Annotated in this window: 9 protein-coding genes; 3 read left to right on the top strand and 6 right to left on the bottom strand. The window is 53.4% G+C overall.

What is annotated here, in order from left to right:
- Positions 1 to 68 precede the first annotated feature (68 nt).
- Positions 69 to 722 carry a molybdenum cofactor guanylyltransferase gene (mobA, locus tag RJP21_RS07550; RefSeq protein ID WP_310858745.1) on the top strand — a complete coding sequence of 218 codons (654 nt, stop codon included), beginning with the start codon at positions 69 to 71 and terminating at the stop codon, positions 720 to 722.
- 140 nt (positions 723 to 862) lie between these two features.
- On the opposite strand, the gene RJP21_RS07545 is transcribed toward mobA, so the two are convergent.
- Positions 863 to 5023, bottom strand: a complete 4161-nt coding sequence (locus RJP21_RS07545; RefSeq protein ID WP_310858744.1) for a DUF7507 domain-containing protein — start codon at positions 5021 to 5023, stop codon at positions 863 to 865.
- A gap of 929 nt (positions 5024 to 5952) precedes the next feature.
- Between RJP21_RS07545 and RJP21_RS07540 the strand changes: the two genes are divergently transcribed.
- Entirely contained in the window at positions 5953 to 6762 is an 810-nt protein-coding gene (locus RJP21_RS07540; RefSeq protein WP_310858743.1) for a class I SAM-dependent methyltransferase, read from the top strand.
- Positions 6763 to 7087: 325 nt separating this feature from the next.
- The gene (locus tag RJP21_RS07535) at positions 7088 to 7771 is read left to right on the top strand and encodes a TorD/DmsD family molecular chaperone (RefSeq protein WP_310858742.1); all 684 of its coding nucleotides are present in this window, start codon (positions 7088 to 7090) and stop codon (positions 7769 to 7771) included.
- A gap of 141 nt (positions 7772 to 7912) precedes the next feature.
- On the opposite strand, the gene RJP21_RS07530 is transcribed toward RJP21_RS07535, so the two are convergent.
- From RJP21_RS07530 to sigJ, 5 genes are all read right to left on the bottom strand, one after another.
- Positions 7913 to 8233, bottom strand: coding sequence for a thioredoxin family protein (locus RJP21_RS07530; protein WP_310858741.1), 321 nt, complete (start codon positions 8231 to 8233; stop codon positions 7913 to 7915).
- 2 nt (positions 8234 to 8235) lie between these two features.
- Positions 8236 to 8607 carry a MerR family transcriptional regulator gene (locus tag RJP21_RS07525; protein WP_310858740.1) on the bottom strand — a complete coding sequence of 124 codons (372 nt, stop codon included), beginning with the start codon at positions 8605 to 8607 and terminating at the stop codon, positions 8236 to 8238.
- Between the two features lie 292 nt (positions 8608 to 8899).
- Positions 8900 to 12124, bottom strand: coding sequence for an efflux RND transporter permease subunit (locus RJP21_RS07520; RefSeq protein ID WP_310858739.1), 3225 nt, complete (start codon positions 12122 to 12124; stop codon positions 8900 to 8902).
- Positions 12125 to 12191: 67 nt separating this feature from the next.
- Complete coding sequence (locus tag RJP21_RS07515; protein ID WP_310858738.1) at positions 12192 to 13112, bottom strand: TetR/AcrR family transcriptional regulator; 921 nt, start codon at positions 13110 to 13112, stop codon at positions 12192 to 12194.
- Between the two features lie 212 nt (positions 13113 to 13324).
- Positions 13325 to 14305 (bottom strand): RNA polymerase sigma factor SigJ, encoded by a 981-nt coding sequence (gene sigJ, locus RJP21_RS07510; protein WP_310858737.1) that lies wholly within the window; start codon positions 14303 to 14305, stop codon positions 13325 to 13327.
- Between the last annotated feature and the right edge of the window lie 7 nt (positions 14306 to 14312).

The following is a 14312-nucleotide window of genomic DNA, read 5'->3' as shown; positions in this document are numbered from 1 at the left end:
GGTTTTTAAACGGTAAACGGAGGTCATCGGAAGCGTTGTGGAACGAAAATTTTCAAGGAGGTGGTTAGATGACGGGAACGGGACTTACCGGCGTTGTGCTGGCAGGCGGCGGGTCGCGGCGCATGGGTCAAAATAAAGCGCTGCTTGCCGTCGGCAACGAAAAGGTGATCGGAACGATTATCGGAGCCATGACGGAAGCGGGCCTGGAAGTGATCATCGCCGCAAACGATCAAACCGCGGATGATTATCGGGACCTGGGCAGAGGGATCGTTTATGACCGCTTTCCCGGGCAGGGGCCTTTGTCCGGCATCCACGCCGCGTTGCATGCGGCCAAGACGCCGTGGATCATCGTCGCTGCCTGCGATATGCCCTTCGTGTCATCGGCGCTGTTCCGATATTTGGTCAAAAGCGTGAAGGAAGCGGAAGCCGAACGTGCAGACGGCGATAGCTATCAAGCGATTATACCGGTAGAGGAAGGCAGGGTGCAGCCGCTGCTCGCCGCTTATCATGCCAGCGGGCTTGGGGCGCTGGAGGATGCGCTTGGCGGCGGCAGACTGCGGATGATGGACTGGCTTGAGCGGCTTCGGGTCCGGTATATCCCCGAGGATGTCCTCGTGCAGGAAACGGGATTTGAGGCCGGCCAAGTCTTTTTTAATATGAATCATCCCGAGGACTACCGCGCGGCGCTTGCGAAAAAGCGCGAAGAAGAGGCAGGGGACTAGCGAGGCCCCGTCTTTTTGGTTTGGCGCATAAAAAAGAGCCTTAGTTCCATGGAAGCTCATGGGCTAAGGCTCACTTTGCGTTACATAGCCTGCATCGGCTCAGGCGTACAGATATCTCAACTCAATTTAATGCCCTAACATTATTCCTCATGCTCATGGATGTGAATGACAACCACGTTCGAGCTGACCAGGAAGGTTTGATTCGAGCCTTCCGGTCGGAAGGAAGCATTCGCGAGATTGCTGACCTTCCTCTTCGGCGGTACGCTGACGGCTTTGACCGTGAACACCACCTTGACTGTCCGACCGGGAGCCAGGCTGTCTAGCGGGATGCCGGATTCCGGGTTGGCCCCCGGAGATGGCTTGCCGTCAATCGTGACACTGCCAGGCACAAATCGGATGCCTTTCTCCAAGGAGTCAGTCAGCACCGTATCCAGGGTTGGAACGGTACCGTTGTTGGTGACGAGCAGCGTGAATTGGAACTCTTCCTGCACGAAAACTTGTGTACTGCTGGTTTCCTTTACGATGTTTAGCGGCGGGGCAATAACGTTTAGGGTCGCCGCGGCCGACCGCGGGCTTATGCCAGGCGCTGAAACCTGCACGGTATTAACGATTTTTTCTCCGGCTGCAGCTGTTGCAGGTACGGTGAACGGGATTGTCAGCGATTCCGTTTCGTGTGGAATTTGCATGACTATAGTGCCTTGAATCCCAAGCAGCGGGTCTGATAAACGGATGTTCTGCAGCGGAACGTTCCCCGTATTGATGACACTCAAGAAGAATAGGACGGTCTGACCAGGCAAAGCCGATTGCGGCTGAACCGTTTTTTTCAGTTCAAATTGCGGGACACTCGCGACGGTAACCAAAGCTTCGGCTTCAATTTCTCCGATCTCCGGAGATTCAAAGACGGCCGTATTCAGCAGCGTTGTTCCGCCCAGTGTTCCTTGCGGTATCGTAAAGGAACGGGTGATGGTCGTGAAGAACCCGGCAGGAACCGCGTTGAAGATATTCTCGATGCCCAGCAGCGGATCGGAAAAGACGAGATCCGTCAGAGGGGCATTGGACAGGTTCCTGAATACGATGGTAAAGGTCACCGTTTCCCCGGGGACAGCCGTCGTCCGGTCTACCGTTTTGGTGACTGAGGCGCTAAAGGCCGGCAGAACGGTTAAAGAATCCGAAGCCGTCGTTTCTCCGGTTTGATCGGAAGTCGCGGTTGCCGTATCGACAATCACCGTACCCGCCGGAACCTCGGGCACAATAAACGGATATTTGACGGTTAGAAGCGTTCCGGCCGGAAGCGAAGGAACCAGTGACTCAAAGCCAAGCTGCGGATCACTCAGAACGATATTGGTTAGATCCGTGTTTCCCGTGTTCTGCAATGTCAGGATGACCTGAACGGTTTGCCCTGGTCTGGCTTCCGGCGGTTCGATCGCCTTATTCAGCTGCAGGCCGGGAGCCGCGGCCACGGTCACAACGGCGGAATCCTGAACAGGGTCGGTCTCATCGGAATTGACGATGGCCGTGTTGATGATCGTCGTACCGGATAAAATGCCGGCAGGTACGGTGAAGTTAAAATGCAATGTCCGGCTCTCGCCTGGGGCGAGCGTTCCAAGCGATTCGGAAATACCCAGCAGCTCGTCATTAAGGGTCACATTCGTTAACGCGCTTGCGTTCGGGTTGGTGACGGTGATCGTATACTGCACCGTCTGACCCGGGGCGGCGGAGGTTGGGTTTGCCGTTTTATCAACAGACACTGTAAAGGCAGGCGCATTCACGATAACGCGGGCGATGGCCTCAATCGATTCGGTCTGATCCGACGTCGCTGTGCTGATGTTCGTAATTATCGTTCCGTCCGGGGTACCGGGCGGAACGACGAAGGTCGGGGTAAAGGTGACGGACTGGCCGACCGCAAGCACAGGGATAACTTCATTCAACCCAAGCAGTTCATCCCCAACCCCAACACTAATTAAATCCATATTTCCGGTATTGGTGACGGTGATCGTATACGTCACGGTTTCGCCCGGCATGGCACTTGCCACGCTTGAGGTTTTGGTCAGCGTGATGGATGGTGCGCCTAAGGCCGTGACGGTAGCCGAAGCAGTCTGAGCTTCCGTTTCCATAGGCGCTGCAGTCAGCACGTTAGTGAACGTCACTCCTGCCGCTGCATCCACAGGGATCACAAACGGAATAGAGCCGCTGGTCGAGGCTCCCGGCGCCAGCGTAGGAATCGTGCTGGTGAAAGCCAGCAGCGGATCGGATAGCGAAATATTTGTCAGCGGGACGTTTCCTGTGTTGGTTAAGGTATAGGTGAACAACACCTCTTCACCAGGGAAAGCTTCTGTCGGGTCTACCGCCTTGGTTAACGTAAATGAAGGCAGGATGAGAGCCACCGCAGCACTTGCCTCTGCCGTTACTTCAACGGGACCGAAATGACCGATGACGTTCGCTGTATTCACAAAGTCGATACTTTCATGTTGCGGGATGACAAACGGAACGGTGATCGTTCTCGATTCGCCGATGGCGAGGGAGCCGATTTCTTGGCTGATGTTCAGCAGCGGATCGGACAGCAGCACATCGGACAGTGTGGTATTGCCGGTGTTGGTCACGACAAAGGTATAAGTCACCGTGCTGCCGGGGGAAGCCTCCGTCGGACTGACCGTCTTCGTCAGCGCGATGGCCGAAGCTCCCGTGACAATGACATCCGCGTTGGCGGTTTCCGGCCCGACTTGATCGGAGGTGGCCGTCACGACGTTGTGGATGATATCACCTTCACTGGCTGTCGGCGGAATGACAAAAGGAGCGTCAATTTGTATGGTATCCCCCGGGGGCAGCGCGTCGAATATCTGATCGACACCGAGCAAAGGATCGGTGATACGCACATTCGTTAACGGCGCGTTGCCGGCATTGGTAACCGTGATCGTATATTGCACGGTTTCGCCGGGCGCTGCAGTAGGATGATTGACGGTTTTAAAGACGAATAGGGCCGTGACGGTGCCGACAATAATTGCCGAGGTGGCAGACACCGTACCTGTCTCTGCCGGGCTTGCTGTCGCCACATTCGTAATGACACTCCCAGCCGTAGCCCCGGCAGGTACGATAAACGGAACGATAAAGGTTTGCGATGTGCCTTCCGCCATAAATGGCACGATCGTCGTAAAGCCGGTTAACGAATCTTCAACTACGACATTCGTGAGCGGCGCATTGGAGGTATTCGTCACGGTGATGGTATAGTTCACGGTTTGCCCCGGAGTAACGGAAAACTGATCCGGCGTTTTCGTAATTTGAACGCTGAATTCGGCCAGCACTCTCACATCGGCTTCCGCGGAAACCGGACCTGCCTCATCGGACACGGCGGTCACGATATTGCGAAGAACGGTCCCCGCCGGAGTTCCTGGCGGCACGACGAAATCCACGAAGAACTCTTCCGCTCCGCCGGGATCCAGGCGGGAGACCAACTGATGAAGACCCAGGACCGGGTCATTGATAATGATATTATTCAAGGGAGCCGAGCCAATGTTGAATACGGTAAAGGTATAATGAACGACTTCTCCAGGAAAAACGCTGACCGGGAACGCGGTTTTCTCAACGGCTATCTCCGGATTCAGGAACGGCGTAACGACCGGGTTGGATACGGAAGTCCCGCTCTCGAACGGACCTCCAGCAACGAATTGATACTCAAATTTAATCAAAGCTTGGTTAATGATCACATCTCCCGGCGGGCGGGAAGCGACTTTAACTTGAAAGGTAAGAACATGCTCCTGACCGATCATCAGATTTCCGAGCGGGATTCCGTCGGCCGGATTAGCCCCAGGCAGCTGAACCCCATCTAGAAATACACTGTTATCGACAAATACAGTTCCCTCGGGAATTTTGTCTACAAGGGTAGCAAAATCGGCTTCAGCCGTCCCGGTATTTGTGAAGATTACGGTATAGGTCAAAATTTGACCAAGGATTGCCGTAGGCGAATCTACCTCTTTTGTGATATTAATTGTTGGAGCATTGAGATCGATTTGAAGACCGAAAGCAGAGACAATATAGACATCGGCTGAAGTTCTAAATTGCACCGTTGCCTGCGTCTGATTGTTAACCAACGTTGGAGAGACATCGACGTTGGTAATGTCCCACCCCTGTCTGCCGCCAACAACATTCGTCCCGGGACTGCCGTTAATCTGGTTTCGTGTACCGAAGGTCCCGGATACATCCAGATCACCATTATCATCGTTAATCTGGGAGGCAAAGAAATTGTTAGCGAAGTTGTTAGGACCGCTTAATATGGTTAGACTGCCTGGAGCGGGACCGAATAACATCTGATCTCCCGCCCCTTCAGCATCTCCTTCTTGACCCGAAACAGCCAACCGACCTGAGACAGGTCCTGTAACTGGCGTTCCGAATCCGCTAACCGTAGTTGTAACTGTACTGTTGCTGCTAACAAGGACACCGCCGACAAAAATGGATAAATTCCGGAAAGGAAGTGAAAAATTTTGGTAAGCAACGCACAGTGTCCATCCGCAATAGTTCGCAACCGCATCCGGAAACGAAATAAGACCGGCGACCCCGCCGGCGGTATATGTTCCCGGTCCGGCATCCTGGACGATCGAAGTCACATTTGCAGAACGTACATACCCATTGACACCTGTGTTAATCATCAAATTATTCGTAGCTGTGGCCGGATCAGGGGCAATATCAAACACATTTCCTTGGGGTGTTGTAAACGAAACCGACTTATCAATAAAATCACTAACATTCCCCGACGTGTTTGTATAAGTAGCGCTCCAGACCAACTCTGCATATAGCACCGTGCTGCCCGGAGGTACGCGCAAAATTGCACTGGAGCCGTTCAAATTGAAATCACTTGTCGTTCCTGGTGGATAGCTTCCAAATTGTAGCGAGGTATCTGTTGTAATAAACGCGCCGATAGACCCTTCCGTCCCAGGTACCCCAACGGTATTGGACCGGCTAAGCCCCAGCGTGTTGCCCGTAAAAGTAATCGCCCCGGGCTGATTATCGACAAACCTCAAGTTTAAGGGCATTCCCTACCCTCCTTTGAATTATTTTTGAACAGAACAACTTATACAGCGTATGTCAATTCTTATCTGAATTTGCCTGTACATGACTAATAACCAGGGCGAACAAGAAGATAGGTTAATGCAGGAGGATAAGTACATAGACATCTTGTTTGCCTGTAGAATAGCTTAAGAAGAAGAGGGTACAAGTACAAGTAAAAGGAAAAGAAGGGATGGGGATGAGGATTGATCTCGGCTCTGGAAACCATAAGTTCCGGGATTGCATAGGCATAGATCGAATCGCTTATCAGGATACGGATCTGGTACTGGACTATAACCAAAGGCTTCCTTTTGAAGATGATACCGTTGAATTCGTGATGGCATCTCGAAGTCTCGAATATGTGGATGATCTTCAAGCCGTTATGCAGGAGTTGTACCGAGTCTGCCGGCATAAAGCCATGGTATGCATTGTTGCGCCCTACGCGCATGTCGGATCCCATATGGTCAACCCGGAATATAAGCAGCTATTTAATGAGCATTCGCCTCGTTACTGGACTTCTTCCACCGATACGATCATCGACGAGGATGAATTTATGCTGTCGCGGCAGGATGCGTGGCCCTTGTTGAAAAAGGAACATGCTGCTATGGATTTCAGAGTGCTTCGTATGGAATTTTTCTACTTCCCTGCCTATTACACGGGGTATGATCCTATTGAGTTATCGTTATTAAGGCAATCGCAGTTAAACGTCGCTTACCAAATCATGTTCCATTTGCTTGTCGTCAAAAAGCCGATCTTGATGGAGGAACTGCTTCTGCTCAGCCAAACGGCGGCATTTGAGGAACCGGACTATGTGAAGGAACAAAGAAATGCAGCGGAAGGGAAAGAAGATGCAGAGCAATTGTTTTACGTGAATCATATGCCGTACACGGAGCAGAATCTTGCTTCGGGTGAAGTAGTGCTTCCTAGAGAGCCTATGAAGCCTATGAAGCAACCCAAACGCCGAAAAAGAAGGCTGATCGCAAGAAAACAGCGCCGCAGATAAATTGATAAATATAGAGTCACCAAATCCCGCCGGGAAGCCCTTTTTGTATTCTTGAAAATCAGTAGGAAACAAGACGGGATCTCCTTTTGGAGATTCTGTTTTTACTTGTGATTTTCAAGTGTGCTGAAGGCTTGCTAGACTGAGATTTCATATGAGATTGTACAAGCCAACGTTCACTGATAATTGTTTGAACTTTCCGAAAATGGGCGGTTTAATATCCGCCGATGTGAATCATATCACATAACGCCGGCTCCGATTCAGGTAAGCTGGATTCAGGAAAAAGTTTCTTCAAGACAATCCGGACCTGGATCAAGGAGGGGCGGCTATGACGACAACGCTGGAACCGCTGCTGGATACGTTGGAAGGAGCCCGCTGGCATCAAGGAAGGGGCTGGGCGTACCAGCTGCTGATCGACTTTTTGGAGAATCCGCCGGGCCTGGCGCAGATCGCGCCTTGGCAGCGCCAAGCGGAGCTGCGGGAAGAATTGGCGCTTACCGATGGAGGACGCAGGCTTCAGGATTATTTGGGCCGTTTAAGCCCGGGACGGCTGGTCGAGGCCTGCCGGAAAGAAACGGCGGAATATGAGCGGCTGTTTATCGGCCGGGACGCAGTTTTTCCTAGCGTTTGCGAAAGCGCATACCGGACCGCTGACCCGCGCAGCGCCTGGCGCTGTATAAGGCAAATCCGCGAGGCTTACGAGGACTGCGGCATCGTCTTTAACAAGCTGCAAAGCGAAAATGACGATCATCTGACCATCGAACTGGAGTTTATCGCGGTGGCCGGAGAACATATGGCGTTTACCGCAGGTTTGCCCGAATGCAGGCTGATGTGGCTGGATACGCAAATCGATTTTTTGGATCGGCATCTGCTTCAATGGGCGCCGCATTTCGCCAAGGAACTTACGGAGCAAGCCCGAACCCCGCTGTACCGGGAGATCGGCAGCATGCTGGGTGAATTTATACCTTATGATCTGCGGATGCTGAAGTCGATGCGGAATGAACTGGCGTAACGCAAAAACGGCGCATGCCATCATGGCATGCGCCGTTTGCATTCTAAGTCAGGACCCAAACTTTACTAAAAACAGACCTCGTCTTCGCATAACCCGTCACACATATCCGCGGTTGGAACGGCATCTTGCTCAAGGATCATCTTATTGGCTGTGCTTTGAAAGAACCTGCTCATATACGCTTTTCGGGCGTAGGCCGACCAGCTTTTCCACCGGCTCCCCGTTATGGAACACGATCACTGTAGGTACGGACATCACCTGGTACCGGCTTGCCGTTTCCGGGGATTCATCGCAGTCCACCTCCAGAAATCGGACCTGCTCCCCTTGTTCGTTCGACAGCTCATGCAGCATGGGCAGCAGCGCTTTGCAGGGAGGGCACCACACCGCTCCGAATTCCACGAGCGTGGTTCCTTCCGGCTTGATATGTGCTGCAAACGTCTCGTCATTGACGGTTTCGATGCTCATCTTTATTCCTCCTGACCGGATTTTGATCGTTCGAGCAGGATGGCGTCGATGCGGTCCGTCAGGTTCTGCCGGATGCTGGTCAACAGCTCGATTTGTTTGTCGATTTCCTGCAGCTTCAGCTGATAAATCGGCAGCACTTCTACACAGAAGGCTTCTTTGTTCATCAGCACGCACTGCAGGATGCCGGCAATCTCATCGGTCGACAGCCCCAAATTCAAATAAAGCTGGATGGTCCGTACCTGCTCCACTGCAAACGGCGTATATTCCCGGTACCCGTTGTCTTTGCGGAGCGGAGCCAGCAGTCCTTTTTGCTCGTAGTAACGGAGGGAGCGAATGCTTGCTCCGGTCAGCTCCGCCAATTCGCCGATATTCAACCGCGACCTCCTCCTTCCTGCCCGAATACGCTTATTGTAAACCCTGACATCAATGTGAGGGTCAAGAGGGTTCCGGCTATTTATTTCATACAACAGTTTCTGGTCTCTAACAGCAAATTCCTGCCGGTGGTTATACTAAAGCGTTTTGATAAGAAAGACTTCTATCAACGTACCTTCACAGATACAGACTGCGTTTAGCTGATGTTTTGCCTGCGATCTTGAAAAAAGGACGCGCCCTTCCCGGTCGGGAAGGAACGCGTCCTTGGGCGATGATCGATTCCATCGTTTGTTTTTAGTCTTCCACCTTCGGTCTGCGGAATTTCATCAGGAATTCGTACACGACCGGCACGATGACGAGCGTCAGCAGGGTGGAGCTGATGAGGCCGCCGATAACCGTAATGCCAAGGCCTCTGGAGATGATGCCTGCGCTGCTCTCCAGTCCGCTGACGAGCGGGAGCAGGGCTCCGATGGTCGCCAGCGCGGTCATCAGGATCGGACGCAGACGGGTCGCGCCTGCCTCCAGCAGCGCTTCACGCGTCGACAAACCTTCGCGTTCCTTGTGAATGACGCGGTCGATCAGGACGATCGCGTTGGTTACAACGATACCGATCAGCATCAGCGCGCCCATGAGCGAGGAGACGTTCAGCGTTTCTCCGCCGATCCACAAGCCCACAAGAGCGCCGATGATCGTAAACGGCAGGGAGAACAGGATGGCGAAAGGCGCCAGTCCGCCGCCGAAGGTCACGACGAGCACGAAGTACACGATCGCGATCGCCGCCGCCATGGCGAGGCCGAGCTGCGTGAAGGTATCGTTGATTTGTTCGGTCGTGCCGCCGAATTTCACTTCCACGCCGTCAGGGAGATTGATTTTGTCAATTTCCTTCTGCAGGTCGGTAGAAGCTTTGCCCACATTGTTTGTCAAAATGTTCGCCGTGACGTTGACGACCATTTTGCCGTCGGTGCGCGTAATCGTATCCGGCGAAGAGCCTTTTTCCACCTTGGCGACGTCTTTAATCGGCACGTTCATGCCAAGAGGGGACGCAACCGTTTCTTTTTCGATATCGTCGATGCTCTTGTACTCTTTGCCGTCGGTTTCGATATACACCTTGTATTTTTTGTCTTCTACCTTAACCTCGGTCAGGACCGGACGCTCTCTTTGCGGACTCAGCTTCATGGCGATTTGCCCTGCGGTCAAGCCAAGCGAGCTCAGTTTTTCCTGGTCGGCTACGATCGTATATTGGTCATAGGCTTTGGACAGGCTGGTTTTCGCTTTTTCGAAATTGGTCTTGTCGGCTTCCACCAGTTTCAGAATTTGGTCGGCCACCGGTTTGATGTCTTCCAGGCTGTTGCCGAAGACGCTGACGCTGAGCGAGCTGCCGCCCATGCCGCCGGCCATGTCCATCGTTGACCATTCACCTTTGGTCACTTGCTTTTTGAGACCTTCGATCAGGTTCTTTTTCACCGTTTCGAAGTCTTTGGTATCTTTCTTGTATTCGATATAGAACAGGCCGGAGTTGGAAGCGCCGCCGCCCAGCGGATTGCCGCTGCCGCCGACGGAATATTGCATTTTATCCACGCCAGGCTGGTCCAAAATATATTTCTCCGCGTCAAGCGCGCGCTTTTCAACCGTTTCAAGCTGTGCACCCGGCTCCGGAGAGTAGGTGACCATAACGTATTTGTCCTCCTGCTCCGGCATGAAGCTGGTACCGATCAGCGGCGTCAAGAACAGGCTCGCAACGAGCAGGACGACGGCCAGGCCGAACGTGATCAGCTTATGGGAGAGCGACCAGTTCAGGATGCGCTGATAGCCGCGGGCCATTTTGCCCGGCTTGTCATGATCATGGTTTTTGGAAGGCTTGATGCCTTTCTTGAACAACGAATGCGCAAGCATCGGCACGAGCGTGATCGCGACGAGCAGGGATGCCAGAAGGGCGAAGACCATCGTCAGCGCAAACGGCATGAACAGCTCGCCGACCATGCCGCTGACGAAAGCAAGCGGCAGGAACACGGCGATCGTCACGATCGTCGAAGACATGATCGGCACGAACATTTCGCGGGTCGCTTCCCGGACGAGCTCTCGTCCGCGCAGCTTCTCGCTGCCGCTGGTCATCCGCCGGTATATGTTCTCGATGACGACGATGGAGTCGTCGACGACCCGGCCTATGGCTACGGTCATCGCGCCGAGGGTCATCATGTTCAAAGTGATGTCCATTCTCCATAAGATCAGGAGCGCGATCAGCAGGGAGAGCGGGATCGACAAGATCGAGATGATGGTCGAACGGATGTTTCTCAGGAAGATCAGGATGATCAAGACGGCGAACAAGGCACCGAATACCGCTTTGCTCATCATCGTGGACACGGCGTCCTCAATCGGTTTGCCCTGGTCGAGCAGAACCGTCAGGTTCATGCCCTTGAATTCGCCTTCCAGTTCTTTCGCTTTATCTTTAACGGCGTTGACCACATCAACGGTATTTGCATCATTGTCCTTAACGATCTGCAGGCCGATTGAAGCTTTGCCGTTTGTACGGGATACGGACTCGGCTTTGCCGATCACTTGAATGTCGGCGATATCGCTCAATTTAACCGTCGGGATGCCCGCAGGCGCATGTCCTTGCGCTGCTCCGCCGGTCATGCCGGCGCCCGCGCCAGCGGCATTCCCGCCGCCTCCGGCAGTTCCTTGAGCGCCGGTTCCAGCGCCTGCGCCTTGAACAGGCGTACCTGCTGCGCCCTTCCCTGGAGCCCCGGCAGCTCCGGAGGATGCGCCTCCCGCGCTCGGGATAACAGGGATGGCCAGATTTTTCAGGTCATCCAGCGTAATGATGTTGCCGTCGACAACGACGGCCTTCGAGGATTGATCCAGGGTGAACAAGCCCAGCGGTACATGGATCGAAGATCCTTGGACGATGCCCTTGACGGTATCTTCGGAAAGGCCGAGCTTGGCCATTTGTTCTTTGTTGAACTTCAACTGCACTTCCTTGACGTATTGCCCCGAAATCGAAATGGAGGCGACGCCCGGAATTTTTTCAAGCTCAGGTTCCACCTGGTTTTCGATATTTTTGGTCAGCTTCTCCAGATCGTTCGAATCGTCCGAAGCGCTGAGGGATACGACGGGGAAGGAGCTCATGCTGAATTTGGAGATGGTGGGCTTTTGGGCTCCATCCGGCAGTTTGACCTCGTTCAGCGCTTCACGGACGGCCGCGGTCGCTTGGTCGAGGTCCGTGCCGTAGTCGAATTCCATCGCAATGTTGGCCGCGTTTTCCATCGAGGTGGAAGTGACGGTTTTCACGCCGTCCACGTTGCGCAGCCGCTGTTCCAGCGGAATGGTCACGTCCTGCACGACGCCTTCCGGGGCAGCGCCCGGATAAACCGCGGTCACGCTCAGAAACGGGATGTTGATGTTCGGAATGGTTTCCTGTTTCATCGAAAGGCCGCTGTACAATCCGGCAACGGCAACGATGACGGTCAGAATCCAGATCGCAAACTTGTTGTTCAGTGAGAAATTAATGATTCCTTTCATCTCGCAGGTTTCTACTCCTCTCCATATACCTTCTAAGTACGGGTTAAGCCAAAATCGTCGTGTATAATCATCGCTGCTCGGCTCTTGAAGCAATGTAAAGCTCGTAAATTCCTTTCAGTTCCTTGTTCAGCGGCCCAAGTTCCCCGATTTGCTCCAGGTTGCTCATCATGCCGGCCAAAATGGCTTTGCGCGGCTCGATATCCAGCAGCTCCTTTTCCATGATTTGTATGGAGTCAAGGGCAAATTCCTTTCTGAATTCATCGATGCCGGCATCCTTCAGCATATCCTTCATCTGTTTGGTCACCATGAGCGGATGGCGCGGGCGATCCGGGCTTGTCATGTATTTGTCCAGCCACTCGGACCACACCCCCGTAGCGATCATCGGTTCCATTTGCTTGCGAAGCGTGCTTTCAGCCACGTCGTCCAGCAGCGCAACGAGACGCTCCGCCATGCGGCGAACGTTCAGCGGCAGTCCCGGAATCATCAGCATTCGGATATACCCGCCGAGCATGCCGGTAACAAACAGCGTCAGATCCATTGCGTGAGGCAGGATGTCCTGCCCGTAAATAAGGGCCAATTTGTCGTGGAACCATTGCAGCGCATGGACGTGTTTTTCGTGAATGCGTGCGTTCAGTGGCGGCCTTTTGCCGCCCATATGCTGATCATGGAGCTGCATGATCGCAAACTCCCTAAGCTCGACCAAACGGTTCAGAAGCACTTCGACCTGCTTTTGAAGCTGTTCCTTCGGAGTCAGAAGATGCTCCTGCTCCACCTGCATGACGCTGTCGCGGATCATCCCTTCGCAATACGAATAAATGCTTTGTTCAAGCTCTTCCTTCGATTTGAAATGCAAATAAAGGCTTCCCTTGGACATCCCGCAATACTCGGCGATTTCCTGCATCGACGTGGAGGAGATCCCTTGGGTGGAAAACAGCTGCAGGGCGGTCTTCAAGATCTGTTTCTTTTTGTCCGCCAACTTCTCAGACAAACGAACATTCACTCCTTTCTGAACACTTCGGTTCTTAATCTGACCGTGTAGTCAGAAAAATTATATTACAAAAGGAAGGGGGGATTCAAATCTACGCCTTTGGTCCCGGTTTTGGGCCATCAGAAATGGCGCTTCAAAGGGGGAGAGGAAATAAAAAAACCGCCTTGTTCAAGGCGGACGAATATGTTCCCATTTATTCGCGTTCTAGGCCGTTACACACGCAAATGCAATAACTTATACGGGTTTTTGATCATGTACAAATGCTGCAGCCGGTTTCCCGATTCGGTAAACCGGAAGCAAAACGCAGCTTTCACCTCGTGACCGCTCGTAAAAACGATGGCGGTTTCGCCGTTGAGTTCCGTAATCCGGGTGTCCCAAATCCGCATGTCCCGGTAGGCTTTTTGCGATACGAACAATCTCAAGATGCGGTCGCGGCTGAAAATCGGCCGGATCGCCGTGCGCGCCACACCGCCGCCGTCGGATATGAGCATGGCGTCTTCCGCCAGCAGCCCAAGCAGCATTTTCGGATCATAATGGAGAAAAGCATCCGCAAACCGCTCCACGGCCGCTTTCCGCTGCTCGTCGTCCACCGGGGATGCGGGCGGTTCGCTCCCTTTGAACTGCTGCTTGGCCCGGCTGAATATTTTCCGGCAGTTGGCTTCCGTTTTGCCCGTCATGTCGGCAATCTGTGCATAATCGTACTCAAACACTTCCCGCAAAAGAAAGACCGCTCGTTCCATCGGACCAAGCCGCTCCAGCATGAGCAGATAAGCATAGGAGAGGGTGTCCTTTTGTTCCGCCGCCAGCTCGGGAAGATCCGTCGAAGCCGCAATGGGCTCCGGGAGCCATTCGCCGATATATTCCTCCCGGGTTTTCCTGGCGGAGCGGAGCAGATTCAAGCAGCGGTTGGTGACCGCTTTGGCAATATACGATTTCATGTTTTGGATTTCCGCCGGATCTTTGGCCGCCAGCTCGGCGAACACGTCCTGAACGATATCTTCGGCGTCGGTATACGTCCCCAGCATGCGGTATGCGATCGACAAGCCGTAAGCCCGATAGGTCCGGTAGATCGTTTCAAATGCCGTCGTTTCCGTGATGTTCAGCCTCCCTCCCGATTTTATGCGTTTATATCCATTCGGCGTCCAGGAGGGATCGACCTTCCCGCGAATGAAAGAAACCCTGCGCCTTTGCACAGGGCAG

It is taken from the genome of Paenibacillus sp. VCA1, from assembly GCF_031583795.1.
GTDB classification, from domain to species: Bacteria; Bacillota; Bacilli; order Paenibacillales; family Paenibacillaceae; genus Paenibacillus_AQ; species Paenibacillus_AQ albilobatus.
Note: the sequence above shows the minus strand (reverse complement) of the source record. Positions and strands in the feature narration are given on the sequence as shown.

What these genes read in the sequence shown, in the direction of transcription:
- RJP21_RS07540 (WP_310858743.1), top strand. Translation starts at nt 5,953, where the DNA reads ATGGGGATGAGGATTGATCTCGGCTCTGGAAACCATAAGTTCCGGGAT.
- RJP21_RS07520 (WP_310858739.1), bottom strand. Translation starts at nt 12,124, where the DNA reads ATGAAAGGAATCATTAATTTCTCACTGAACAACAAGTTTGCGATCTGG.
- RJP21_RS07535 (WP_310858742.1), top strand. Translation starts at nt 7,088, where the DNA reads ATGACGACAACGCTGGAACCGCTGCTGGATACGTTGGAAGGAGCCCGC.
- RJP21_RS07530 (WP_310858741.1), bottom strand. Translation starts at nt 8,233, where the DNA reads ATGAGCATCGAAACCGTCAATGACGAGACGTTTGCAGCACATATCAAG.
- RJP21_RS07545 (WP_310858744.1), bottom strand. Translation starts at nt 5,023, where the DNA reads ATGTTATTCGGTCCCGCTCCAGGCAGTCTAACCATATTAAGCGGTCCT.
- mobA (WP_310858745.1), top strand. Translation starts at nt 69, where the DNA reads ATGACGGGAACGGGACTTACCGGCGTTGTGCTGGCAGGCGGCGGGTCG.